The sequence below is a fragment of the Paenibacillus sp. J5C2022 genome, assembly GCF_025567625.1.
Lineage (GTDB): Bacteria > Bacillota > Bacilli > Paenibacillales > Paenibacillaceae > Pristimantibacillus.
Window position 1 is genome coordinate 149,913 of the sequence record NZ_JAOQJC010000002.1, and the last position, 25,196, is coordinate 175,108.

29 protein-coding genes are annotated in these 25,196 nt (G+C 55.1%); 25 read left to right on the top strand and 4 right to left on the bottom strand.

Annotated elements, in window-relative coordinates; genetic code table 11:
- The first annotated feature begins 98 nt into the window (after window positions 1-98).
- Both M6D81_RS02455 and M6D81_RS02460 read left to right on the top strand, forming a co-directional pair.
- Window positions 99-503, top strand: coding sequence for a phage holin family protein (locus tag M6D81_RS02455; protein WP_262675373.1), 405 nt, complete (start codon window positions 99-101; stop codon window positions 501-503).
- A gap of 114 nt (window positions 504-617) precedes the next feature.
- Window positions 618-1,022, top strand: coding sequence for a YhjD family protein (locus M6D81_RS02460; protein ID WP_262675214.1), 405 nt, complete (start codon window positions 618-620; stop codon window positions 1,020-1,022).
- Window positions 1,023-1,077: 55 nt separating this feature from the next.
- Here M6D81_RS02460 and M6D81_RS02465 read toward each other — a convergent pair whose 3' ends face one another.
- A complete protein-coding gene (locus tag M6D81_RS02465) occupies window positions 1,078-1,338 on the bottom strand; it encodes a hypothetical protein (RefSeq protein ID WP_262675215.1) in 261 nt (86 codons plus the stop codon).
- A gap of 131 nt (window positions 1,339-1,469) precedes the next feature.
- On the opposite strand from M6D81_RS02465, the gene M6D81_RS02470 reads away from it, so the two are divergent.
- The 15 genes from M6D81_RS02470 (at window position 1,470) to M6D81_RS02540 (ending at window position 11,927) form a co-directional block, all read left to right on the top strand.
- Window positions 1,470-1,757 (top strand): Dabb family protein, encoded by a 288-nt coding sequence (locus tag M6D81_RS02470; protein WP_262675216.1) that lies wholly within the window; start codon window positions 1,470-1,472, stop codon window positions 1,755-1,757.
- 149 nt (window positions 1,758-1,906) lie between these two features.
- Window positions 1,907-2,326 carry a DUF86 domain-containing protein gene (locus tag M6D81_RS02475; protein WP_262675217.1) on the top strand — a complete coding sequence of 140 codons (420 nt, stop codon included), beginning with the start codon at window positions 1,907-1,909 and terminating at the stop codon, window positions 2,324-2,326.
- 30 nt (window positions 2,327-2,356) lie between these two features.
- Window positions 2,357-3,010, top strand: coding sequence for a helix-turn-helix transcriptional regulator (locus M6D81_RS02480; RefSeq protein WP_262675374.1), 654 nt, complete (start codon window positions 2,357-2,359; stop codon window positions 3,008-3,010).
- 117 nt (window positions 3,011-3,127) lie between these two features.
- A complete protein-coding gene (locus M6D81_RS02485) occupies window positions 3,128-3,808 on the top strand; it encodes a copper amine oxidase N-terminal domain-containing protein (protein WP_262675218.1) in 681 nt (226 codons plus the stop codon).
- A 153-nt stretch (window positions 3,809-3,961) separates the two neighbouring features.
- Window positions 3,962-4,429 carry a DUF948 domain-containing protein gene (locus M6D81_RS02490; RefSeq protein WP_262675219.1) on the top strand — a complete coding sequence of 156 codons (468 nt, stop codon included), beginning with the start codon at window positions 3,962-3,964 and terminating at the stop codon, window positions 4,427-4,429.
- A 52-nt stretch (window positions 4,430-4,481) separates the two neighbouring features.
- Window positions 4,482-4,952 (top strand): YtxH domain-containing protein, encoded by a 471-nt coding sequence (locus M6D81_RS02495; RefSeq protein ID WP_262675220.1) that lies wholly within the window; start codon window positions 4,482-4,484, stop codon window positions 4,950-4,952.
- A 162-nt stretch (window positions 4,953-5,114) separates the two neighbouring features.
- Window positions 5,115-5,924, top strand: coding sequence for a glutamate racemase (gene racE, locus M6D81_RS02500; RefSeq protein WP_317259089.1), 810 nt, complete (start codon window positions 5,115-5,117; stop codon window positions 5,922-5,924).
- Between the two features lie 220 nt (window positions 5,925-6,144).
- Entirely contained in the window at window positions 6,145-7,026 is an 882-nt protein-coding gene (locus M6D81_RS02505) for a M14 family metallopeptidase (protein WP_262675221.1), read from the top strand.
- 101 nt (window positions 7,027-7,127) lie between these two features.
- The gene (locus M6D81_RS02510; RefSeq protein WP_262675222.1) at window positions 7,128-7,361 is read left to right on the top strand and encodes a hypothetical protein; all 234 of its coding nucleotides are present in this window, start codon (window positions 7,128-7,130) and stop codon (window positions 7,359-7,361) included.
- A 43-nt stretch (window positions 7,362-7,404) separates the two neighbouring features.
- Complete coding sequence (locus M6D81_RS02515) at window positions 7,405-7,707, top strand: iron-sulfur cluster assembly accessory protein (RefSeq protein WP_262675223.1); 303 nt, start codon at window positions 7,405-7,407, stop codon at window positions 7,705-7,707.
- Window positions 7,708-7,745: 38 nt separating this feature from the next.
- Window positions 7,746-7,973 (top strand): YuzB family protein, encoded by a 228-nt coding sequence (locus M6D81_RS02520; protein WP_262675224.1) that lies wholly within the window; start codon window positions 7,746-7,748, stop codon window positions 7,971-7,973.
- 95 nt (window positions 7,974-8,068) lie between these two features.
- Window positions 8,069-8,683 (top strand): DUF3990 domain-containing protein, encoded by a 615-nt coding sequence (locus M6D81_RS02525; protein ID WP_262675225.1) that lies wholly within the window; start codon window positions 8,069-8,071, stop codon window positions 8,681-8,683.
- The gene (locus M6D81_RS02530) at window positions 8,649-8,945 is read left to right on the top strand and encodes a hypothetical protein (RefSeq protein ID WP_262675226.1); all 297 of its coding nucleotides are present in this window, start codon (window positions 8,649-8,651) and stop codon (window positions 8,943-8,945) included. Before M6D81_RS02525 ends, M6D81_RS02530 begins: the two co-directional genes overlap by 35 nt.
- Before the next feature lie 99 nt (window positions 8,946-9,044).
- Window positions 9,045-10,445: a PDZ domain-containing protein gene (locus M6D81_RS02535; RefSeq protein WP_262675227.1), complete on the top strand. Its 1,401-nt coding sequence runs from the start codon at window positions 9,045-9,047 to the stop codon at window positions 10,443-10,445.
- 81 nt (window positions 10,446-10,526) lie between these two features.
- Complete coding sequence (locus tag M6D81_RS02540; protein WP_262675228.1) at window positions 10,527-11,927, top strand: extracellular solute-binding protein; 1,401 nt, start codon at window positions 10,527-10,529, stop codon at window positions 11,925-11,927.
- Between the two features lie 96 nt (window positions 11,928-12,023).
- On the opposite strand, the gene M6D81_RS02545 is transcribed toward M6D81_RS02540, so the two are convergent.
- Complete coding sequence (locus M6D81_RS02545) at window positions 12,024-13,430, bottom strand: extracellular solute-binding protein (RefSeq protein WP_262675229.1); 1,407 nt, start codon at window positions 13,428-13,430, stop codon at window positions 12,024-12,026.
- A 243-nt stretch (window positions 13,431-13,673) separates the two neighbouring features.
- Between M6D81_RS02545 and M6D81_RS02550 the strand changes: the two genes are divergently transcribed.
- From M6D81_RS02550 to M6D81_RS02580, 7 genes are all read left to right on the top strand, one after another.
- Entirely contained in the window at window positions 13,674-14,663 is a 990-nt protein-coding gene (locus tag M6D81_RS02550; protein WP_262675230.1) for a hydroxyacid dehydrogenase, read from the top strand.
- 313 nt (window positions 14,664-14,976) lie between these two features.
- The gene (locus M6D81_RS02555; protein ID WP_262675231.1) at window positions 14,977-15,972 is read left to right on the top strand and encodes a zinc-dependent alcohol dehydrogenase; all 996 of its coding nucleotides are present in this window, start codon (window positions 14,977-14,979) and stop codon (window positions 15,970-15,972) included.
- Window positions 15,973-16,035: 63 nt separating this feature from the next.
- Window positions 16,036-17,052: an NAD-dependent epimerase/dehydratase family protein gene (locus tag M6D81_RS02560; RefSeq protein WP_262675232.1), complete on the top strand. Its 1,017-nt coding sequence runs from the start codon at window positions 16,036-16,038 to the stop codon at window positions 17,050-17,052.
- Window positions 17,052-18,131: a dihydrodipicolinate synthase family protein gene (locus M6D81_RS02565; protein WP_262675233.1), complete on the top strand. Its 1,080-nt coding sequence runs from the start codon at window positions 17,052-17,054 to the stop codon at window positions 18,129-18,131. Before M6D81_RS02560 ends, M6D81_RS02565 begins: the two co-directional genes overlap by 1 nt.
- A complete protein-coding gene (gene sdaAB / locus M6D81_RS02570) occupies window positions 18,128-18,799 on the top strand; it encodes an L-serine ammonia-lyase, iron-sulfur-dependent subunit beta (RefSeq protein WP_262675234.1) in 672 nt (223 codons plus the stop codon). The genes M6D81_RS02565 and sdaAB overlap by 4 nt, the downstream gene beginning before the upstream one ends.
- 19 nt (window positions 18,800-18,818) lie before the next feature.
- Window positions 18,819-19,727 carry an L-serine ammonia-lyase, iron-sulfur-dependent, subunit alpha gene (gene sdaAA, locus M6D81_RS02575; protein ID WP_262675235.1) on the top strand — a complete coding sequence of 303 codons (909 nt, stop codon included), beginning with the start codon at window positions 18,819-18,821 and terminating at the stop codon, window positions 19,725-19,727.
- Window positions 19,708-20,916 (top strand): M20 metallopeptidase family protein, encoded by a 1,209-nt coding sequence (locus tag M6D81_RS02580; RefSeq protein WP_262675236.1) that lies wholly within the window; start codon window positions 19,708-19,710, stop codon window positions 20,914-20,916. The genes sdaAA and M6D81_RS02580 overlap by 20 nt, the downstream gene beginning before the upstream one ends.
- Window positions 20,917-21,072: 156 nt before the next feature.
- Here M6D81_RS02580 and M6D81_RS02585 read toward each other — a convergent pair whose 3' ends face one another.
- Both M6D81_RS02585 and M6D81_RS02590 read right to left on the bottom strand, forming a co-directional pair.
- Window positions 21,073-23,157 (bottom strand): LTA synthase family protein, encoded by a 2,085-nt coding sequence (locus M6D81_RS02585; RefSeq protein ID WP_262675237.1) that lies wholly within the window; start codon window positions 23,155-23,157, stop codon window positions 21,073-21,075.
- 30 nt (window positions 23,158-23,187) lie between these two features.
- A complete protein-coding gene (locus M6D81_RS02590; protein WP_262675238.1) occupies window positions 23,188-24,330 on the bottom strand; it encodes a THUMP domain-containing class I SAM-dependent RNA methyltransferase in 1,143 nt (380 codons plus the stop codon).
- A gap of 225 nt (window positions 24,331-24,555) precedes the next feature.
- Between M6D81_RS02590 and M6D81_RS02595 the strand changes: the two genes are divergently transcribed.
- Entirely contained in the window at window positions 24,556-25,194 is a 639-nt protein-coding gene (locus M6D81_RS02595) for an O-methyltransferase (RefSeq protein ID WP_262675239.1), read from the top strand.
- Window positions 25,195-25,196 lie beyond the last annotated feature (2 nt).

The following is a 25,196-nucleotide window of genomic DNA, read 5'->3' on the forward strand; positions in this document are numbered from 1 at the left end:
GCCGCAATTTTCCACAACCAAGGGACAACCTTGACCGCTCCGGCATATATTATCCTGTACAATATTTATTCCTGCGGGGATGGAGTGAGGTGACAGGTATGACAAGCAGTATGCAGGTATGGATTTGCTCGTTGATTGGCGTGCTCGGCTCCATTGTTACGTTTGCGTTCGGCAGCTGGACGGAATCGCTCACATTCCTTCTTGTCGCGATGGGAGTGGATTATGTGACGGGGGTCGCGGCCTCCATTAAGGAAGGCAAGGGGCTCAGCAGCGCCTTCGGCTCATGGGGACTGGCGCGCAAAGGGTTGACGCTGCTGGTCATTCTGCTGGCGCACCGTATAGATTTGCTGATGGAGACGGGCGACGCAGTTATGGGGGCGGCCATCTTCTTCTATATTGCCAACGAGTTGATCTCCGTGACGGAGAATTACGGACGAATCGGCTTGCCGCTGCCTGAGCGGATTCGCAAAATTATCGAAGTGCTGAAGGACAGACAGCGTTGAAATTGGCTTGCATATGTTCGGCGCTATGGGATATAATAAATAACGAACATACGTTCTTGTTGGGGTGATGTGCAAGAAACGTACCGTTAGCTGGAACATGATGGAGGGGTGGCAATGGCCGCTAACAGGGAAGAAGGCGGAGGACGTGTGGCGACGGTTCCGCCTAATGAGACAGAATCCGAATTGAAGCTTGTGAAGCGATATTTGCTGCTCGGCATCGTTATGCGTATATTGGATCACGACATTCGCGTGATCGGAGCGTCGGGCATGAAGCTTCCGCGCTTCTACGAGACACTGCTCAGAGGCATCGGCGACCGCGTGCTGCTGGATATGGCGGATATGCGGAGGACGTTCAGGCAGCAGGGGATCAAGATATATGAAGAGAAGCGGGAGAAGGACGGCTTGCATGCCCAATACGTATGCCGCGGCTACCACCACCGGTTTTTCATGCTTTGGGGATTCGTCAAGGCGGAATCGGAGCTGGTGTTGAAGGAATATATGTCGGGAGCAGCTTCATAAATACGCGGAAGGAGTCTCGGGCCTAACGGGACTCCTTTATTGCGGTCGAACATGGCTATCGGGCGGGATTCCCTCTTCTCCTGCGATCCCGTGCGATCAGCCAATCCGCTGCATAACCTAACAGCGCCCAGGACAGGATGGTAAGGACGTACATCAGCAATACGCTCACCGCGTGCACATCGATGAACATATCCACGAACCAAGCGGGAACGCTTAGCATGAAGAACACCATATTGTGGGGGTCATACCCCGTATAGTTGAATGCGCAGATGGCCAAACCGATTAATGTTGCGATAATTGTCACTTTATAGCGCATAAGATGGAGATCTCCTTTGCCGAAAAGATTGCCGTAATGCGACCACTTAGGTTATTATGTGACAAAAGGACAAATCTCATGCTGCATAAGCGGCATGATTCATGATCCGCAACGAAACAGGAGGCCTTGTAATGATTACCCATATCGTTTTCTTCAAATTGAAAGATGGAAGCCGGGAGAATGTGGCGCATACCGCTGAGGTGCTCAGAAATATGGAAGGTAAAATCGAGCAGTTGAAATATATTGAAGTGGGCGTAGACGTGCTTCACTCCGAACGATCCTTCCATATCGCGCTGGTGACCAAGTTCGATTCCATGGCGGATCTGGAGGCGTATCAGGTGCATCCATTGCATCAGGAAGTGATCAAGCATATGGCGCTGGTGCGCGAGTCAGCTGTCAGTGTAGACTACGAAAGCTGAGGGATGACAGGTGAGAGACGTATATGAGATGCTTACTTACCTGCTTGTCGTCATCTTGAGCAGTATCATTATGGTGGTATGGCTGAAGAAGAAGGGCAAGCGAAAGGAACAGGACTGAATAACGGGCAGGAAAGCGGGCGGGAACAACCATGTATTATGTGAATGAAGAACAGATCAAAGTAAGGCTGGCTACGATTCCGGAGCTGGCGGCGGCGCTGGAGCGGATTGCCGCTGAGTGGAACGGAGACGCTCTGCAGGGCTTGGCCCAGGAGAGGGCGCTTCATCAAGCGATCGAAATTGTAACGGACGTCGGCAGCTACCTGATCGACGGATTCCTGATGAGAGACGCCAGCAGCTATGAAGACATTATAACGATAACGGGAGCCGAGGGCGTATTTCCATCGGATATGACCGGGACGTTAACGGAGCTCGTCAAGCTGCGCAAGCCGCTCGTTCAGGAGTACTATTCCTGGAACCGAGGGGTACTGCATCCGCTGACGGCGGTCATGGCGGAGCGTCTGCCGGCGTTCAAGGACGCCGTTGAGGCCTATCTGGCACGCGAATTGTAAGGGAGACGGAGATGGAGCGGGGTGAAAGCGATGAGAGGGGAAGAACCGACGACGCGGAGACGCATACTGAACGCCTTGAAGAGACATGGAAAGATGAGCGCGAGCGCTCTGGCCAATGAAATCGGGCTGACGGAGATGGGCATTCGCAGACATATGTACGGGCTGGAGAAGGAAGGCTACGTGGAGATCGAGTCTGTCCGTCAAGCGATGGGCAGGCCGCTCCATGCCTATGCGCTGACGGCCAGCGGCGATGAGCTGTTCCCCAAGAACTATCATCTGCTCACGCTGGATCTCCTGTCCGAGCTGGAGGATGAGCAATTTATTGATGCCATGTTCGAAGGCAGAGGGAAGAAGCTGCTGAACCGGTATGCTCCCAGAATGGAAGGCAAGGCGCTGGCGAAGCGCGTGGAAGAGCTGGCGGCGATTCAGAATGCCGGAGGATATATGGTGGAACTGGAACGTCATAGCGACCGTTCCTATACGATGCACGAATACAATTGCCCCATCGCCCAGGTGGCCGGCGTATATCAGCAAGCTTGCAGCTGCGAGCTGGAATTGTTCCGCTCTCTGCTGCAGGTGCCGGTGGAGCGGACAGAGTGCCTGGCCAAGGGCGGCGGGAAGTGCAGCTACGTCATAGACGGCCAGCCGCATACGCAAGTCAAGAAGAAGCTTACAGATGCCTGAGAAGGCTGCCGTAAGCTTTTTTTGTTTTTTTACAAGCTGCAATAATAGGGGATTGAGACAAAATACATATGATGGTAGAATAAGAAATGGGAAAAATAGCTATATGAGAGGAGAGAAATGATGAAAAAGAAGTTTTTAGTTGTATTGACAGGAGCGTCTCTGCTAATGGGGGGCATGAGTATCGGGGTGTTCGCCAGCTCGCATCTGCAAGAGATCAAGGCGAATCTGAACACGGCATTAAAGGTGAGAGTAAACGGGGAAATCGCTCAGATGAACGATGTCAATGGCAATGCAGTATTACCTATTACTTATAAAGGAAGCACTTATCTTCCGATACGCGCCGTCTCCAACTTATTGGACGTTGCGGTTCATTATGATGAGGAAGCGTATGAGGTTATTCTGGGAGAGCTTCTGGAAGGCGTAGCCGTTAATCAAGAGCTGTTCGACGAAGTATTGTATTCGAAAGATCCGGCACACACGAATTATGCCGATACAGATTATAAAGAAGTATTGTACAGCTCGCCGGATAAATCTTATAGGTATACGGCATTTACTCCTGACGGCAAATATCAAAAGCTTTACTTGCAATTCGCCGCTCTGGAGAAAGATGTGAATTATATTGAGATTAGAGATGTCGACACGAACGCATTGCTGAAAGAAGTGGGAGTCGTTACACCTGAAGACGGCATGCAAACGATTGAAGTCGATATTGCAGGCGTTGAGACTGTCACCGTTAATGTAGGCAAAGAATCGGGCGGCGGCTTCGTTATCCCTCTAACGACATCATACTTTAAATAAGTTGATAAATAATGACCATGAACTCCTATTTTCGAATAGGAGTTTTTTTATTGTTGGCAGTGTCAAGTCAAGCCCAAATTGCTTATACTGTCATACGCAAGTAGGCATTCGTCTAGCAACTGTAGTGATGTGCGCGAGGAGGGAGGAGTGTTGATGCTGATGGAATGGAGTATTGCGGCTGCTGCCATAGCGTTCGTTGCGCTTGTCGCGGGCTTATTGTATGCGATTCGGATCGGGCTGAAGCGGCTGGAGCGCATGCAGGCTTCGGCGGAAGCGCTGCAGAAGGATCTGCAGCAGTTGACGGCGCAAGCAAGCTCGCTGCTGGTGCCGGCGGAAGAGACGATCAAGACGCTGAAGGAAGGTGTGCAGTCGGCTGAAGGGTTGTTCAAGGCGGTAAAGGGAGCAGGTCATACCATTCATCAATCGACTTCTGCATTGGAACGCGTCACATCCACGTTATCGGACTCGGCAGTGCGGCATGCGGAGCAGCTGGCGGGCAAGCGCCAACTGGACGAAGCAGTGCAATGGGCGGAGCTGGGGCTGACGGCGTGGCACCTGTGGCAGTGGGGGCGCAAGTCTGACGGGGTTGACAACGGGCGCTCATACAGCGGAAAAGGCTGAATGAAGGAAGCCGGGCGAAGGGTACTCTAATGAGGAAAGGAGCTGCATGTACATGTTAACAAGAAAAGGGAATAAAGGCGGATTTTTTCTGGGGGCGCTTGCCGGAGGGGTAATCGGTTCGATTGCAGCATTGTTGCTGGCGCCGAAGTCCGGCAAGGAGCTGCGTGAGGATATTGCGCAGCAAGCGCAGAAGGTTGGTGATTCGACGGTTCAGGTGGCGAACAGAGTTGGCGATGCGACAAGCCGCTTCGCAAGGGATATCGGCAGCGGCGCGGCGGGCTTGGCTGACCGTACGAAGCAGGCAGCCGAGTCGGTAGTCAGCAGTATAAGAAGGAGCCGCACACAAGAAGATGACGGCTTGGCGAGCGAAGAAGCTGTCGTGACGGTATCCGGGCTGGCGGAGACGGCCGACGAGGAGCAATCGTTCATCGCTTCGGATGTCCAATCGGAGACGGAAGATGTGGACTTCGGTCAGGAAGAGGCGGCATTGCGCCGCAAGGACCCCAATATGGACTTGTCCTAGCAGGACGAAGAGCCGGGTGAGGGAGCATTCGCTTCAAGCGCCAAGGCTCTTCGTTGTGGTCTGTCCATTCATGCGATAAGATGAAGGTACGTTTTGGAAGAAGCATACATATGCTATCTTGTCACGGCGACCTATCATCATGAAGAAGAAAGCGGTGTGTTTGTGCAGCAACCGATTGCAGTTCTGGATTCCGGCGTAGGCGGGTTAACGGTAGTGAAGGAAGTTATGCGTCAGCTGCCGCGGGAGAAGATCATATACTTTGGCGACACGGCTCGGACGCCGTACGGCCCGAGAACTCCCCGGGAAGTGATGCGATTTACAAGAGAAATTGTGAGTTACTTAATCCAATATCAACCCAAAATGATCGTTATCGCTTGCAATACGGCAACGGCAGTAGCGATGTCGGATATCCGGTCCAGAGTGGATATACCGGTGGTCGGCGTCATCAATCCCGGAGCAAGAGCGGCGATTGGCCGGACGACGACAGGCTGCGTAGGCGTCATCGGAACGGAAGGGACGATTAGAAGCGAGGCTTACGACATCGCTTTGCGCGAGCTGTCGCCTCATGTCCAGGTCATCAGCCAGGCTTGCCCCCAATTCGTGCCGCTTGTGGAGCGCGGCAACTTCCGCTCGGGAGAAACATATGACACGGTTAGAGACGTCATCGGGCATATGAAGCGCTATCCGATCGACTGCCTTATTCTAGGCTGTACGCATTATCCATATTTGATGGACGCCATCTCCGAGGTGATGGGCAGCGAGGTGGCGTTAATCAGCTCAGCGGAGGAGACGGCCCGGGAAGTCAGCACGATACTGCAGGATAAGCGGAAGCTGGCGAGAAGCGACCAGCTGCCGGTTCATCAGTTTTTTTGCAGTGGAGAGCCCGGCATGTTCAAGGTGATCGCCCAGCAATGGTTGGGGGAACAGATTGATTTGACGCCTGTTGTGTGGCAGGTGCCGACGATTTGCTGACCCCTCCGGAAGCGGCAAGAAGCTCACTTCAATTGAGCCGGGAAGCAAGCCGAGAGAGGCTATTGGTGAACGGGACTGTCAGTTTTACTGGCGGGCCTGTTTTTTGTGGCGTCGTCATTTTGAAGGATGACTTTTCTCCAATTTTGCGACTAGGATGAGCCTGGGACGGCATAGGCTAGGGATGAAAGCCAACAATGCGGCGATGGGGAGGCGTACGGATATGACAACAGACGCATACAGCTACAGCAGGATGATGCAGCGATGCGGCGAGCTGACCGCCGCCTATCCGTTTCTCTCGCTCTATCCGATTGGGCGGAGCGTGCTGGGACAACCGTTGGCTGCCCTTCGTCTCGGTTATGGGCCCAGGCGCATTCATATGAACGCTTCGTTCCATGCCAATGAATGGATCACTTCGGCGCTGCTGATGCGATTTCTGGAGGAATTGTGCGAAGCCTACGCATATGGAGAAGCGATAGGCGGCCATCCTGCCCGAGCGTTGCTTGCATCCGCGACGCTGTGGGCTGTGCCCATGGTTAATCCGGACGGCGTGGAGCTGGCCCAAGGAAGGCTTAATCCGGAGTATCCGCTATACTGCCGGCTGAAGGAGTGGAATGGCGGTTCGGAAGACTTCAGCGGGTGGAAGGCGAATATACGCGGAGTGGACTTGAATGACCAATTCCCGGCATTCTGGCTGGAGGAATGCAAGCGCCGCGGCGTGCAGGGACCTGCGTCCAGCGATTATCCGGGACCGTGCCCGCTAAGCGAGCCGGAAGCCGAAGCGCTGGCGGAGCTGACGGAGCGGCTTCGGTTCGATGCGGTGGTGGCGCTTCATACGCAGGGCAGAGAGATCTATTGGAACTATCGCGACATGGAGCCCCCTCATGCAGAGGGGCTGGCGGATCGGCTTGGCGCAGTGAGCGGGTATAAGCCGGTCAGGCTGAGCGGCAGCGATGCCGGCTACAAGGACTGGTTCATCCAGCGCTTTCGCAAGCCCGGCTTTACCGTTGAGGCCGGATGGGGCAAGAATCCATTGCCGATGAATCAATTCGACTCTATTTACACGGAGCTGCAGCCGCTGCTGGCGGAGGCGCTTCGGCTGTGAAGACTTGCTGCCTGTCTTTGCCCAAGCGGACGGTATGCGTACACGAAAGCTGTGCTATACTGATAGGGAGGACATACGTCAGGGCAAAGGCAGGTGGGAGGATGCGGAAACTGTTGTCGCTAAGGCATTGGCGGTCGACCTTCGCACTTATTTTCCGGGTGTTGAGATCAAAGGACGTATCGCTGGCGGACAAGCTGCTTTTCGGAGTGCCCGTGCTTGTCTATTGGGTAATGCCGGATGCACTGCCGATGCTGCCCGTCGATGATATCGCCGTTACGATGATTATTGCGGAATGGTTTGCCCGCAGGATGGAGAAGAAGTATAATATATCGTAAATGGCTGGAACAGAGCTGCAAGGCGTAGAAGGAGCTGGAATCCATGAAATGTAAAATTACCCGCAATGCGGCAAAGATGCTGCGGCTGGAGCTGGATAAGCCTGAGCATGAAGGCAAGAAGCTGAGAGTGTACGTCACGCATGCCCATGGCGACCATGCGCATTACGGCATGGCCATCGACGACCCGAACGACAACGATATCGTTGTGACGACGGATAAGGATATCGACGTCATTCTGGAGAAGGACAACGCGTTTTTGGATGGCGTGCGAATCGATTATTTTTATATGCCGGAAGAGGGATTCGCCGTAACGAATCCGTCCAAGGGCAATCACGGAGATCATTAATGCTCGCGGATAGCGAAGACGGAACGGGATGATGAGCAATGGCGAAGAATGATATAAGAGTGTGCGACAAGTGCAAGCATATGCGTATGAAGACGGCTGTTCAGAAGCTGGAGAAGCGTGCGCCGGGAACGGAGATCAAGGTAGGGTGCAAGTCCTATTGCGGTCCGTGCGCGAAATACGCGTTTGTATTCATTAACGGCCGTTACGTGAAGGGCGCAACGGAAGATGAAGCGATCGACAAGGCATTGGTCCATTTGAAGAAGTAATCATTTCGATCATTCATACAGCATAACCGCACCATGAACCCGACAGCATGATTCTGTTGGGTTTTTTTCATTTGAAGGGTAGAAAGGAGTATGGCATGGATATAACGACACCTCAACTGCTCTATCACGGCACGACCAGCCGCACGGTGGACTCCTTCTCCAAGAAGCTGCTTGCTTCCCGCTATTGGCGGCCGGGCAAGGACTTCGGAGAGGGCTTCTACACGACGATCTCGATCGCCCAGGCGCGTCATTGGGCGCACAAGACAGCCAAGGAAAGCTTGGATGGCGGCAAGCCGTGCGTACTGGTCGTAGAGCTGGTAAGCATTCCGCCTCAGACGGAGCCGCTGCTGTTCCTGTCGGATTCCCTTGCATGGGCTTCCTTCATATATGGCCATCGCCGGATGACGGTGAAGGGCACGGACCCTTGCGAGACGCATCCGGAGATTATTATCGGTCCGATGGCGGACAATGACACTGGCAAAATTGTACATAAAGCAGTACAATTAAATAAAGACGATGCATGGTTTTACGATGAAATCACGAAGTCGCGCACGGGACGGAGAATGGACGCGTTAAGCTTGGGCAATCAGGTCGTATTCGCTTCGGAACGATGGGAATCTCACCTGAGACTTGTCGGTTATCATGTGTATTCAGGAGGAAGGTGGTTATATGAGGATGCCAAAGACACGGGTGAGACTCAGTCTGTATGAACGGGGCATCGCCGAAGCGCTGGTCAGCCATTATAGGTATACGCCGCATGAAGCTCGCGAGCTGGTTGTCGAGTACATTGCCGTCATACGCAAGCTGAGCGGATATGAGCAATGCTTACATTACGCGGAGCTGCTGCATCGGGCCAGAGAGTCGGGGTACGCGCCTTCCGCTTGGCTGCAGCGGATCATCGAGATCGAAGGCGGCGAAGCGAGAGACAGAGGAATTGGGGCGGAGCAGCAAGAGTATTTGCAGAGCAGATAATCGCATGGACCGGGACGATTGTCCATATAGCAGTGAAGCGGGTTCAGGCCGGAAGCGGACTCGTTTCATTGCTTTTTTCGTATAAGGAGGAGACAGGCAGTGAGGCATAACGGATACAGAGACAGAGGGATATCGGCAGGAACGGGGTACTATTATGCGGGAATGGCCGGCGCCATAGCCGTTATTGCTGCGGCGCAATTAATCTGGCTGCCGGCGCCGCTGGAGACAGCGGGCGGGATGCAGTGGATCGAGATGATCGATTGGCTTCTGCTGACGATCGCTTTCATTCCGCTCATGTGGGGAATCGGCGCTTACGTGCGCACTCGGGCCAAGGAATCGCCCCGGTGGCTGAATGCGCTGCGAATGCTGCTTGCCGTACTTGCCTTCGGCACGGCTTGTTACATCGTCATTGCTCCGGGAAGGTTTCTGGAACAGATCGTTCTGCTTGTCATCTTATGTATACTGCAGCTGACGGAAATGATCGTAAGCGAGACGAGAGAAGGAGGCAGGCATCGCGTGCCGCGCAGAAGCATCGCCGTACTGCTGGCGTTCGCAATGCTGTTGGCAGTCCTGCTGTGGCCGACGGGCTACCGGGTTACTTACCCCGGCATGACGGTGAACATGCAGCGGTATGCGCATGTGGAGGGCGGTGAAGAGGGTTCGGTCGTAGACGGAGTGCTGGTGTTCGAACGTCCTGCCGTTGCAGCGGACTGGCTCTATGCGAAGTTGTTCCCGCTCTATCGATTCGAACGAATCCCGGACAATGAGCCGCCGCTGACGGAGACGTTCGCCGAAGTGGTGGCGATGAAGCGCAGCGCCAATGACGTCGCCGCCGCGATAGCGATGGAGAAGGCCGGGATCGGGAAGGGCGTTGTACCTGAAGGAGTACGAATCGTAGCGGTTACGAAGGGAAGTCCCGCAGAGGGGCGGCTGCGTGCGGGAGATGTCATTGTCGGGCTGGATGGGAAGCCTGTCCAGCGCATGGAAGAGTTGGCGGCTTACATGCTGGAAGCTGTGAAGCCTGGACAGATCGTGTACATAGACGTAGTCAGGAGCGGGACGCGGGAGGAGGCGATCGAGGTGCCGACCGTGGAGGCGGTGGACGATGGAGGCAAGCGCGCTGTGATGGGCATATCCATTGAGCCGGATGTCAGGCTGGATAAGCCGCGCGAGATGACCTACGAGAGCTACATCGCACATCTTGGAGGCCCGTCGCATGGCGCCATGCTGACGCTGGCGATCTACGAGCAGCTCACCGGCGATTCTGTCTCGCAAGGCTTGCGCGTGGCGGGAACCGGGACGATTGAATACGATGGTTCCATTGGCATGGTCGGCGGTATTCCTCAGAAGGCGTACGCTGTAAGCCGAACGGGTGCCGACGTGTTCTTTGTCCCATCCGCCGGAGCAGAGGCGGCTCGCAATGCCGCTCCGGATCTGAACGTTGTAGCGGTGGATACGTTCGATGAAGTGCTGGATTGGCTGGAGCAATACGGGAAATAAGAGCAGAACATTGACAAAGCCCATGCGCATGCATAACAATGTTACTGATGTTGATGAAATCCGAAATAGGTGAAATGGTACATGACAAATAAATCAGATAAACGATCGTTTCATGAGCGGCTTGCCCACTTTGTCGATGTTATCCGGACGGAAATCAGGAATGGCATCAGGCAGGAGGGCAGTTACCTGCCATCCGAAAGCATGCTTGCCAAGCAGTTCCAATTAAGCAACAAGTCGATTCGCAAAGGGCTGGATCAGCTAGTCGAGGAAGGGTTGATTGTGAAGATCGACCGGGTCGGCAGCAAAGTGACGTCCAAGGGCGAAGGCGCGATTACTGTGCATTTCGGTTGCTCCAACAGCTTCCCGTCCGATTTTGTCATCGACGACTTGATTGCGGACTTCAGCTCGCGATATCCCGGCATTCATATCCGGCGAATCACATTGAACCAGCACAATTATCTGGATTCGGCGCAAGAGATGATCGGCAACGGCTTGCTTGATGCAGTAGCGCTGAACAGCCCGCAGTTCCAGGAATGGGCCGAAGCGGGAATCGGCGATGCGCTTGAAGTACAGCAGCACGATGAGAGCGCGCATCCGATCGCGGAAGACGCCTTTCGCTATCAGGGGACATTGTATGCCCGGCCGTTGTCCTTCTCGCCTGTTGTGCTCTGCTACAACAAGCGGCATTTCGCTGAAGCGGGGCTGCATGAGCCGGACAGCTACTGGACATGGGATGACTTGATGGCAGCCGCTGCGAAGCTGTCGCTGTCGCCGGGACGGCATGGCATCTACTTTCTGCCTACGTCGGAGAATCGTTATCCTGTATTCCTGCTGCAGAGCCTTGCCCGCTATGCCAAGGAAGGAGAGGCCGCTGCCAGTCTCCGTCACCGCTTAAGGGAAGGGCTGAACAAGCTGAATGAACTGATCGCCAGCCGGGACATATTCCCTCCCTACATGGCGAAGGGCAATGATGAGACGATCGGTCTGTTCGCGGACGGTCGTGTCTCTATGATTATGTGCACGTACTATAATTTGAAAGAGCTGTCGCGCCAAGGTCTGGATTACGATATATGCCCGTTACCGGCTCTGCATCGGGGCGATCCGCAGAAGACGCTGCTGATCTCCATCGGGACGGCGCTTGTGAAGCACTCACGTGCCAGAGAAGCGGCGCGCCAATTCGTGGAATACTTGAGCTCGGCGGAAGCGCAAGGCATCATACGGGACCGGACGGTCGGCATACCGGCCCGCAGAGACTGCAGCGAGCGGAGCGGCCAAGCGTCAGTGAAGCTGCCTTCGCGGTATGCCATGTATCGCGAGATGATTCCCTCCTTCGCTTACCATTCGGAGCTGGGCATGAACATGCGGCAGCTGCGCCAATTGACCAAGTGGCTGAAGGAATATTGGAGCGGCATGATGGACGAAGATACGCTTCAGGACAATCTGACCGGTTTTCAGCATAATGCGACTTTAAATCTTCGATGACACAAGAGTGTCTCACATGAACAAGAAGCCTCTACAACCGCTTGAACAGCGGGGTAGAGGCTTCTTGCCGTGAATCGCGTGAATGCTGCAAGCCGGTTAATTTGCTCGCAAGTCATTGCTTTGAGCAAGCTTATCCTGGATTTTTCGCAGTACGTTGTCCAGCGTCTCCAGGTTGGCCCAATAGAGCTTCAGCTCGTCCCTCATGAGAGACAACTGCCGATGCGACAGATTTAAATCTGTGTAATATCGGAACGTATTCATCGTCTCCCGGAACAGATGAAAGCGCGGCGGACGATTCATAGTTTCCTTCCCGCTCCATTCCGCAGCCGTCTTGAGCGCGGGGACGCTAAGCGTATGCTTTCGAAGGAAGAGCTGCGCTTCTTCGGATTGCATGAATTCCACGAATCGGCGTGCGGCCGCCTTATGTTCGGAATGCTTGCTCACTGCAAGTCCAATGACGATTAGCAGCGACTTCGCTTCCCGCAAGAAGGGAACTGGCGCGATATCGTACCGGAGCTGCCGCTCTTCGTCCTGGCGCGGCTGCAAGCCGTTTAATGTGGAGTAGGTGGCGATCATCATGGACACTTTTTGCCGGCGGAACAGATCTTTAATATCGTTGTCGCTGCGGGACAGATGAAGAGGGAACAGACTCTCGTCGCTCATCAGTTCCTTGCATGTGGCAAGCGCATCCTTCAGCTTACGGTCATTGGCCAGGTGATAACGCCCGTCCGATTGCGGCTCGAATACAACGCCGTTCTGCAGCAGGAACAGAGGCCATCGGTTGTCGGACAACGTATGGAAGACAAGTCCGTATCTGTCGCCCGGCACCGCCAGCTTCCGGCTTGCCTCCTGCACATCCCCCCACGACCAGCACGCATCAGGCTCAGGCACATTTTTCTCCTTGAAGTGCTCTCTGTTATAGCACAGAATAACCGGCGTGAAAACAAAGGGCTGCACCGCGACCGCTTCCTCATCTATCATGAACGGCATGTTCAATAACCGGTAGACACCCTCGTTCCTGGGCATGGGCTCAAGTAAAGACAAATCGTGTATGTCCTCGTAATCCTGCGCATTAATGCTCATCAGATCCAGCTTCAGTTCCTGGAAGTAGCTCGAGAAATATTGGTCATGTGTCGGATATTGCAGCGGGATAGGCTGAATACGCAAGTTCGGATACCGGTCGTGGAACAGTTCTATCAATTGCAACAGCTTCGTTTCCTGCTCCAGTGAGGGGTAATAACCGAAGCGCAGCGTAATTACGCAGGCATGGATTGTCGAGACTACCTTGGCTCCGATTCGCGGCACCTTCTCGATATAACCCTCTTCGACCAGCACCTCCAGTCCTTTGCGGACGGTCATTTTACTAATGCCGAACAAGCTGCACAGCTCCAACTCCGAAGGAAGATACTTTCCAACCTCGTATTTCCCTGCCGTTATTTCATTGCGCAGCGTAGTGATCATGAATTCAGACTTGCTGCGGGAAGCCGATCGACTTGCTTTCATGGAAGTCCTCCTGCCTGAGATAGAAAATTTATCAAAAATATGAATTGACTGCATGGTTTTAGCTACTTATAATTATACCAAAGTATACTACATTTTAAAAGTGGTTATGGGAAATGAACGAAAGAAGAAGGAGGGGTATGATGGTAAGTGTGTAATACATCGTTCATTTCAGACCAAAGTATACTAGTTGTTGCCTGCAATATGATGGCGGATGACGAAACCAAAAGTAGAGGAGATGGGAAAATGCTGAATATTTCTTTTTTGGCGGGAAACGTGACATTGAATCGGATTTTTCATGACCGGCATTTGGAGCAATTGAGGCAGTTGGGCAATGTGAGATTGCATAACTACGATCAGGCTCTAACAACGAGTCAACTGGCGGAGCAATTGACTGACGCCGATATTGCCATCACATCGTGGGGGAGCCGGGAATTGACGGAAGATTTGTTGGCACATGCCCCGAACTTGAAGGCAGTATTGCACGCGGCAGGCACAGTGAAAGGAATTGTGACTCCCGAGGTGTGGGGAAAGGGAATAAGAGTGTCGAGCGGTGCGGAAGCATTAGGCATCGGTGTGGCGGAGACGGCGCTTGGCCTGACGATCGCATCTTTGAAGGATATGTGGCGGCTTTCGCAATATATGCGTGAAGGCGGCTGGGGTGGAACGGATCGCGTGACGGAGCTTTACGGCATTAAGGTAGGCGTAGTTGGAGCAGGGAACGCGGGCAGGCATTACGTGAAGCTGATGCGTAATTTTGAAGTGGAGCTATTGCTGTACGATCCACTGGTGACGGAAGAGCAGGCTGCCGCTATGGGGGCGACAAAGGTAAGCTTTCAACAATTGCTCACCCAATCCAATGTCATATCCATTCATGCGCCGGCATTGCCGGAGACGTACAGAATGTTCAATGACGATGCATTCGGGCTGATGAAGGATGATTGCATTCTGATCAATACGGCAAGAGGAGCGATTATTGATGAAGCTGCGCTCGTACAACACTTGCGCAGAGGCAGGCTGTTCGCTTGCCTGGATGTGACTGATCCGGAGCCGCCGGCGGTCGATCACCCGTTCCGTGCATTGCCGAACGTTGTACTGCTGCCGCACATTGCAGGCTCTGTCAACAATGGCCTGTACCGTCTCGGCGCGTTCACGATTGGTGACTTGCAGCGCTTGCTGAATGGCGAGCCGATGCGGGGGGAAGTCACGGAAGCGCAGCTGCATACGATCGCTTAAGCCAGCTGTCTTCAGCCTTCAGCCAGCGCCGGGTAGTGCCTGACCGTGAGCAATTGACGCAACCGAAAAAATTGAAACTCAACTTATTGATCGGGCCTCGGGCCCGATTTTTGCTTGGTGCCTGAACTTGTATTTTTTGATTCGCTGTTCAAGTCCTGGGCTTAGCTTGCGTCACGGCCTTCTAAATAATGGTTGACGATGTGGAGGAAGCATGATTTAATGAAAGAAGAAACGTACATCAGTTGATGTATATTAAATATTAATTACAAAAAATATCAATCAGATGTGCTCCAAATGGTGGGAGGAGGATACGATGAAAGCAGTAGAAAGCAATGAGGGCAAGGCGCATATCGTTGAATTGCCGCAGCCGGAGGTGAAGCCTCATTACGTATTAGTGAAGGTGCAATACTCATCGGTAAGTATAGGAACGGAATTAATGCTAATCAAGAGTGGCCGCAAGGGGGCTCTAGGATATAGCGCGGCAGGCATAGTCGTCGAGGTAGGCGAAGGAGTTACGCATGTGAAGCCGGGTGACCGCGTAGCGTGCTACGGTACGCCTGCGCATCGGGAGATCATGCTTTCTCCGAAGCATCTGACCGTGAAGATGCCGGATGAGGTGACGATGGAGGAGGCGGCTTTCTGCGGCATCGGCACAATTGCTATTCATGCGGTACGACAGGCGCAGCTTACATTCGGGGAATCCGTCATTGTCGTTGGAGCGGGCATATTGGGGCAGATGATTGCGGCAATTGCTCATGCGTCCAACTATCGGGTCATCGGCTACGAGCTCATGGAGTCCCGCAGGGAACGGCTGCTTCATATGGGTCTGCGATATGCTTGCCAGAGCGGGGAAGAAATGAAGGAAGCGCTGCAAGCCGTCACAACGGGCGGCAAAGGTGCGGATGCCGCGCTTATATGCGCCAGCAATATGAATGAGAGCCTGATCGATATGGCGCTGCCATGGCTGCGGGATCGCGGCAATATCGTGGTCGTTGGCGCGACGGGCTGTTCGTTCGATCGCAATCTGTTCTTCTCGAAGGAGGCTAACGTGACGATCTCGAGAGCCGGAGGACCGGGACGCTATGAGCCAGACTACGAGCAGCTCGGGTTCGACTATCCCATCGGGTATGTCCGCTGGACGGAAGGGCGCAATATCGAAGACTTCCTCCGGATGGTTGCCGAGAAGAGAATTGATGTCGCTTCGCTTATTACGGAGCAAGTGGAATTTCAGCGGCTGCCTGAGCTCTATGAACGCTACAGCAAGACGCCCCAGGATATGCTGGGCATCGTCGTTCAATTTCCGCAATGATGTTGTGGCCAATAGAGCAAGAAGAAGCCTGAGAACATAGAATAGCAGAGAGGATGAGGGGAAATGAAAACGGTACAAGAGCTGGAAGAGATATTGGCGACGCCTTCAGAAGCGTTGATCAAGGAGCTTAGTGAGGTAGATGGCGATATAATGCTGCTCGGAGTAGGCGGCAAAATGGGGCCGAGCATGGCGAGGTTGACGATGAATGCCATTAAGGCGGCGGGACTGAATAAACGTGTATACGGCGTATCCCGCTTCTCCAATGCAGCTCTGAAGACGGAGCTGGAGGAGGCCGGTCTAGAAATTATCGCCGCCGACCTGAGCAACGATGCTGAACTGCAAGCATTGCCGGAGGTAAAGAACGTCATCTATATGGCGGGCAACAAGTTTGGAACGACAGGCAACGAGCATTTCACATGGGCGATGAACAGCTATCTGCCTGGCCGCGTCGCGGAGAAGTTCCGCAATTCCCGCATCGTCGTCTTCTCCACAGGCAATGTGTATCCGCTGACACCGATCTCGCAAGGTGGAGCGACGGAGAGCACGCCTCCCAACGCCAACGGCGAGTACGGGCAATCTTGTCTCGGACGCGAGCGGGTATTCGAGCACTTCTCCCACAAATATGAAATTCCAATGTTCATATATCGATTGAACTATGCGGTAGATCTTCGCTACGGCGTGCTGCTGGAAATTGCCAGAACGGTGAAGGCAGGCATTCCTGTCGATGTCGCGATGGGGCATGTCAATGTGATCTGGCAAGGCGATGCCAATGAAATCGCTCTCAGGGCATTGACGAGGTGCGAAAGTCCTGCCAATATTATGAATGTAACCGGTCCGGAGACCGTATCGCTGCGCTGGGCCGCGGAGCAATTCGCGAAGCGCTTCGGCATGGAGGTCGTCTTTACCGGCGAGGAAGCGCCGACAGCCCTTCTCAGCAATGCTTCGAAGGCGAATGCAACGTTCGGCTATCCGAAAGTGACGCTGATCCAGATGATCGACTGGATCGCCGAGTGGGTAATGGCTGATGGTGAAACGTGGAATAAGCCGACACACTTCCAGGAGCGGGAGGGGAAATATTAATGACTGCCGCAAAGGGAAGAATAGAGCTGTCGGAACAACTGTACGAAGCGCTGCATGACGGTCTGGCCATTCCTGCGCATCCGCTGGCGCTTACGGCGGAGCGCAAGCTGGATGAGCGGCGCCAGAGAGCGCTCACCCGTTATTATATGGCGTCAGGCGCGGGCGGTATCGCTGTTGCGGTCCATTCCACGCAATTCGAGATTAGAGATCCCGAGCATAATCTGCTGGAAACGGTACTGCGCATGGCCGCCGAGGAAGTGGAGCGCGCTGCGCTGGATCGTCCCTTCATGAAGGTGGCCGGCATATGCGGCGAGACGGAGCAAGCGCTGCGCGAAGCGCGGCTTGCAGCGGATCTGGGATATGAAGCGGGTCTGCTAAGCATGGGCGGACTTTCCCATTATAGCGATGAGGAGCTATTGGAGCGAACGCGCCGCGTGGCCGAGATTATTCCCGTATTCGGCTTTTACCTGCAGCCTTCGGTCGGCGGACGTATTATGAGTTTCGATTTCTGGAGAAAGTTCGCGGACATAGACGGCGTCATCGCGATCAAGATGGCTCCGTTCAATCGTTATCAGACGCTGGAGGTGATCCGGGCGGTGATGGAATCGTCACGCTGCGACGAGATCGCTCTGTATACGGGCAACGACGACAATATTGTAAGCGATCTGCTGACGACTTTCCGCTTCGATGTGAACGGCGAGAAAGTGGAGAAGCGGATCGTCGGAGGCTTGCTGGGCCACTGGGCAGCTTGGACGAGCAAGGCGGTCGAGCTGCTGGAAGATATTAAGAAAGCGCGCACCGAACCGCAGTTGGCTGCGGAGTGGATGACGCTCGCAGCCGAGGTGACGGACAGCAATGCGGTACTGTTCGATCCGGCTCACAACTTCCATGGCTGTATACCCGGCATTCACGAGGCGCTTCGCCGCCAAGGACTGCTGGAAGGGACATGGTGCCTCAATCCTGAGGAGAAGCTGTCCCCAGGCCAAGCGGAGGAAATCGAACGGGTATGCCGAAGCTACCCGCATCTTATCGACGATGCGTTCGTTGCGCAGCATGTGGAGGAATGGTTGAAGCCATGAGATTCAAGGATGTCTTCTCGATTATAGGCCCCGTTATGGTGGGGCCTTCGAGCTCGCATACGGCGGGAGCTGTTCGGCTGGGACGTGTAGCCAGAGCGTTGCTGGAGCAACAGCCGAAGGAAGCCGTTGTTACGCTATACGGCTCCTTCGCGGCGACCGGTCAGGGACATGGCACGGATGCGGCGCTGGTAGGAGGACTGCTGGGTTATCGTACCGATGATGAAAGATTGCCCGATGCTCTGGACTATGCGGAGGATGCCGGTATCGGCGTTGCGATCCGCACAGGGCAGGCACCCAATGCGCACCCCAATACGGTGCGCTTTGCGCTGTCCACGGAAGCGGGGGAAGTCGTAACGGCAACGGGCTGTTCCATCGGCGGGGGAACGATCAGGGTAACGGAAGTGAACGGATTCTCCGTCAACTTCAGCGCTTCCTTCCCGACCATCGTCATTCAGCATGCCGATGTGAAGGGAATGGTCGCTTCGATATCCAGGACACTGGAGAAGGACGGTCTTAATATAAGCCGCATGTCCGTAGACCGCAAAGGGAGGAACGGGGATGCGCTTTCCGTCATCGAGACGGATGAACCGCCTAGCGGTGAAACGCTGCAGGAATTGCTAAGCATGGCAAGTGTAAGAAGTGTAAGGCTAGTGCATGTGGTGGATTGAGCAGAGGGAGGAACGTGTGATGGGATTTTCAACTCTTCAGGAGCTGATCGAGCGATGCGAATCGTCCGGCCAGCGGATATCCGAAGTGATGCTGGCGTGGCAGTCGGAAGAATCCGGCCGCGGCGCGGATGTTGAATTCATGCAGATGGCGGAGTACTACGGCGTCATGAAGGAGGCGGTGCGCAAAGGGGTCAACGAGGATGTACGTTCCCGCAGCGGCTTGACGGGCGGGGATGCCAAGCGTGTGTCGGAGCACTTCAAAGCGCATGAGGCTTCTTCGGGAGAACCTGCCGCAAGGGCGATGGCTTATGCGCTTGCGGTATCGGAAGTGAACGCTTCAATGGGCCGCATCGTAGCGACACCGACTGCAGGCTCGTGCGGCATCATTCCGGGCGTATTCGTCAGCGCTCAGGAGCGATTCGGCTGGAGCGACGAGAAGATGGTGGAGGGCTTGTTCTGCGCAGGTGCAATCGGTTATGTCATCGCCAACAATTCATTCATCTCCGGCGCGGAGGGCGGATGTCAGGCGGAAGTGGGCTCCGCCATTGCGATGGCTGCAGGCGCCATGGTGGAGCTGCGCGGCGGAACGCCGGAGCAATCCGTGCATGCCGCGGGTCTCGCCCTGAAGAATACGCTTGGACTCATCTGCGATCCGGTAGCCGGTCTGGTAGAAATTCCATGCATCATCCGCAACGGTCTCGGTGCCGTCAATGCGCTTGCCGCAGCCGATATGGCGCTGGCCGGCGTGAAGAGTCCGATTCCTTCCGACGAGGTCGTCCAGGTCATGCTGGATATTGGAACGGCTATGCCGGAGGGACACAGGGAGACTGCGAAAGGCGGGTTGGCGATGACGCCGACAGGTAAACGGTTGATGGAAAGCTTATATGGAAAAGGGAGGGGGAAGCGCCTTGATCGTAAAGGAGAATAGCGTCTCCTTGAAGGAGCTGCTATGGCATTCCGCCAATGCGCTGGAAGCGGAGCTGACTGAGCATAGAAGACATCTGCATGCCCATCCCGAGCTCAGTCTGGAAGAAGGGGAGACGGCGGAGTATGTGGCGTCCTGCTTGCGGCAGCTGGGTCTGGAGACGAGAACGGGCATTGGCGGGCATGGCGTCGTGGCCGATATCGAGGGCGGTCGTCCGGGCAGCGCAATTGCGCTGCGCGCGGATATGGATGCGCTTCCGATCCATGAAGAGACGGGGCTTGCGTTCTCTTCGAGGCAGCCCGGGAAGATGCACGCCTGCGGGCATGACGCGCATACCGCGATATTGCTGGGAGCGGCCAAGCTGCTGGTTCAGCATAAGGAACATATAGCGGGAAGAGTGCGTCTATTGTTCCAGCCGGCCGAGGAAATTGTCACAGGCGCGCAGGCGATGCTGGAGGAAGGGGTGCTGAACGGCGTAGATCAAATCTACGGCTTGCACAATCTGCCGACCTTGCCCGCCGGGAAGGTGGCTACGGCTGCCGGCCCGCTGATGGGATCGGTAGACCGGATCGAGCTGACGGTGCACGGGAAGGGAGCGCACGGGGCCATGCCGGAGCAAGGAGCAGACCCCATCGTCGCATCCGCCGCGATCATTGGCAGCCTGCAGACGATATCCAGCAGAGAGCTGTCGCCGTTCTCGCCCGTCATCGTCACCTTCGGCAGCATACATGCCGGGGAAGCCAATAATGTCATACCGCCGCTGGCGGAACTGACAGGAACGGTCCGTACGTTCGACCCGGAAGTGCGGGCGACGATGAAGGAGCGGCTCACGCGCATCGTGGAAAGCGTAGCGGAGGCGCATCGCTGCCTCGCGGAGCTGCGCTTCATCGAGCAGAATCCTGTGCTGGTGAACGATTCCGGCTGCAACCGCTATGCGGAGGATACGCTGGACTGGCTGCTTGGCGCAGACAAGCGGACAGCGGCAGCTCCTACGCTCGCCGGAGAAGACTTCGCAAGATTCGTAGAGAAGATTCCGGGTTGCTTCTTCTGGCTGGGCTCCGGACCGCAGGAGGGAGCGGAGCAAGCGTACGGCTTGCATCATCCGAAGTTCAATCTGAACGAGGATTGTCTGGTGCCGGGAGCGGCTGCCATGGCTGCGCTTGTGCTGCATGGCGGACATGCGGAGAATTAACGGATTAACCATCCTTCGGAACAATAAGCTGCGGTGTGGTTGCTGAAGCCGGGGAAGAATGCTCATGACAAGAAAGACGCTTGCGAACCTGCTTGCTATGAGGTTGCGTAAGCGTCTTTCTATATGGCGGCGGTCCTTGTTGCGCTTGATTGCTATTCATTGTCCCTTCGCTTCGAGAACGGTGTCTGCGAACAGCTTGGCAATCAAATTGTTCATGACGATCCTGTCCGACATCATCAATTGCTGCTCCGCAACCGCAGTTCCGGGCTCGCAAGCCTGCGGCTCCAGCAGGTCGCCGCTATGGACGGCATAGCATCTGCTTCCTGCCGCCAATCCGTCTGCCGAAGGCAGATAGTAGCGCTTGCCGTCCGTCCACGAACCGTAGCGCTGCGCCACGAAGCGCTCTCCTGGCGGCTGCTTCGTCAGCAGCGGCATGCCGATCATGCCTGTGTCTCTCGAGGATATACCGAGCAGATGCAGCAGTGTGGGCGCAATATCCAGCTGTCCGCCTACGGCCGTATACGTACCGGCTTCCGCATCACCTGGAAGCCGTATGATCAGCGGAATGCGCTTCAGCATCTGCTCCTGCTCCAGCTCGCTTTCCGTATCGTTCATGAATCGGTCATACAGCTTCCAGTCTGTAATGGAATTGTCATGATCCCCGTATATCGCGAGAATGGTACGATCCCATAATCCATCCGCCTTCAGCCGCTGGATCAACCCGCCAAGCGCAGCATCCGCATAATGGATGGAGTGAAGGTAATCTCCCATGATCGTCCCTTCCAGTTCCTCCACATCCAGACGCTTCTCCGCGGCAGGCATCCGATAAGGATGGTGGCTGGTCAGCGTGATCAGGAAGCCGTAGAACGGCTGAGGCATATCTTCGATAACGTCCATGGATTGACGATAGAACGATTTGTCTCCCAGCGCCCATCCTACAGGCTCATCCATCCGGAAATGCTTCAAGCTGTAGAATTGATCGTAATTCATTCTGTTGTACATGACATTTCGATTCCAGAAGCCTCCCTGGTAAGGGTGGAAGACGGCGGCGGAATAACCGTTATCCTTCAGCATGCCCGGCAGGCAATGAAAGTCGTTGGAGGCGTATTGAATGAAGACGGAGCCGCTCATAACGGGCTGGAGCGAGCAGTTCGCAGCGAAATCCGCGTCCGACGTGCGACCTTGGGCAGTCTGATGATAGAAGGAACTGAAATCAGCGCTATTCTTAAGCAGGTCGTTCAGCACAGGTGTTATTTCCTGACCGCCGATCGTCTTGCCTAGCATGAAGCTCTGCAGCGCCTCCACTTGCACCATGAGCAGGTTGCTTCCCTCGTAAGCGCCGAACAACGGGTCATCCTCCAGCTGCACGCGCCTGTCGCTGCGCTCCATGATCCACGCCTCTGTCTCATCACGCTCCATGGCCGTTACCGTCTCGGCGTCAAGCCAGTTCAGCTTGGCGTAGCGGTACAGGTCGTAGCCATGGAAGCCGAGTCCGCCAACGACATTGTAGAGAGACAGATTCCACCAATCCTTCTTGAACAGATCCTTCGCCCACGTCTCCGCAGCGCGGTTCACATGGCCGAAGAATAAGGAGAAGCCCAGCGCGAAGACGGCTGCGCCGGCGCCGATGCGGAAGAGGATGGTGCGCCATCTGACTGCGTTCGCAGGGGCGGCGCCTCCGATTGAACCGGCGATGGACGGCTCTGTGCCTGGCGTCCCGACGCCGATTGATCCGACGCCGCTGCGCTGTTGCCGAAGGTCCGCTCCGCCTCTGAAGAGTACATAAGCTCCGAACAGCAACAGCAGAGGAATATCGGCCAGCAGCAGAAAGTCGTTCCATCCCAGCAAGGTCTTGATGCTGTCTCCGAGCGAATCCACCTGGCTCAGCTGAGCGAGCACCGGTACGGTGATCAAGTCCTGAAAGTAGCGGTAATAGATAACATCGGCATACAGAAGCGCCGATAACAGAGCATTCAGGCCGATCAGCGAGAGCAGCCTGCCTCTGGTCGGCAGCAGCAGCGTCCAGGAGGCAATAAGCAGTACAGCCCCCGTCTCGATGAAAGCGTCCGTCCTTGTCATATCCATGTAAGGAACGGACAGCAGTCTGGAGAAGTGATAGAGCTTCCACACCATAATCGTCGCGAACAGTAAGGTATCCAGCACGATAAGCCGGTCAAGCTGGTGAAGGCTCCAGCAGAGGCATCTGCGTACAGGGCCGAAGCCGGTTCGTTCTTGCTTCATCGTTCTACTAATCTTCCTTTCTCCACGGACCTACCTTACGCGAGGCGGCAGCGGGCCGAAGAAGGAGAACAGGTTGCACTGAATGCGCCCGTTGTACAGCTTGCGCTTCTTGTCGGCCGGTCGGCCCATATAATGCTCCACTTTTTCGGAAGGGCTGAAGGCGAAATACGACCATGTCGGATAATACAGTGCCATCCGGCCCCAGTCCCGCAATGCCAGCTCGGCAGCTCTGTCATCGCCCAGCCTTTCTCCGTATGGAGGGTTGGTAATCATGACGCCGTAATCGTCCTGCAGCTTTACTTTCGCTACGGGCTGGACGCTCAATTTAATCTCTTTGCCGAAGCCTGCTTTGCGTACGGCCGCTTCCGCAATTTCGATGGCGTTGGGGTCGATGTCGCTTCCAGCAATTTGAAGCGGAATGTCGTCTTTGACGGAGTCATACGCTTCTTCGCGCACTTCCTCCCAGAGTTCCGCAGGCATGATGCCCCAGCTCTCCGCATCGAAACGGCGGCGCAGCCCCGGCGCAATGTTCCAGGCTTGGAGCGCCGCTTCGATCAATACGGTGCCTGATCCACAGAACGGATCGTATAGCGGGCGTTCCGGCGTCCAGCGGCTCAGATGCACGAGCGCAGCAGCCATCGTCTCCCGGAGCGGCGCTTCCGTCGCGGCTCTGCGGTAGCCCCGCTTGTGCAGTCCGGCACCGGACGTGTCCAGTGTAAGCAGCGCCTCGTCATTCAGCAGCGTAACCTCGATGACATAAGGCTCGCCCTCCTCTTGGAACCATTCCGTGCCGTAATGCTCCTTCATTTTTTCCACGATCGCCTTCTTCACGACACTCTGGCATGCCGGTACGCTGGACAATTGCGACTTGTGGGAACGTCCGTTGACGGGGAAAGTTCCCTGCTCCGGAATCCAGTCCGGCCAATTCATCGCCTTCACACCTTCGAACAGTTCCTCGAACGTCGTCGCCCGGAATCTGCCCATATTGACGAGAATACGGCCTGCCGTCCGAAGCCACAGATTGGTGCGCGCGATGTCGCGCAACGTGCCGGTGAAGTTGACCCGTCCGTTCTCCGTCTGAAGGTCGGCATAGCCAAGATCTTTCAATTCCCGTGCGACAATCGCTTCCAGTCCCATAGGCGCCGTTGCGATCAATTTGATTGCTTCTCCCATTTCACACACTCATTTCGCTAAATAATAAAGGATAGAATTCCGTTTCTCTACTAAACAAAGCATACATTTCAGTATAGGTCAATTCATAGCCGATATTCAAATGCCGATGAACAAAATGATGCCAAAAGTCGTCAATGGATGCAATAACGACGCATCATGGTACAATAGATAAATTATTAGTATTTTTGCTGCCGATTTGGATGAACAGAGGAACAGGGAGGAGACATGACGATGTCGTTGAATGAGGAATATGTGGATTCGCTGTATGGAAGCGATGCCGATCTGGAGCGGGTAAAGGCGGGGCTGGACGCGCACGGCATGCCGCAAATATCGGTATCGGAAGGCTATGGCCGTCTGCTGACGATGCTGGTTCGCATGTCGGGAGCAAGCCGTCTGCTTGAGATCGGAGCGCTTGGCGGTTATAGCGGCATCTGCTTGGCGCGCGGCCTGCAGAACGGCGGGTCGCTGCTGTCGTTGGAGCTTCTGAAGCCGTATGCGGATGTAGCCAAGCGGCATATGACGGATGCGGGGCTGGGAGAGCGGGTGGATTACCGTGTCGGAGATGCGAAGGAAAGTCTTGCCGCCTTGGTGCATGAAGGATGCCAATTCGACTTTTTCTTCATCGATGCGGACAAGGAAGGTTATCTGGCATACTTGGACTATGCGCTGCAGCTTGCGGTTCCGGGCGCCGTCATTGTAGCCGACAACATTCTGCTGCGCGGCCGCACGACGGACGAGACGAAGCAGGGGCCGGCCGTGCAGGCGGTTCGCGCGTTCAATGCGCGCATCGCAACCGACAAGCGCCTGAAGAGCACCGTCTTGCCAGGCTACGACGGCTTGGCGATTGCAATTGTGAAGGGGTAGGA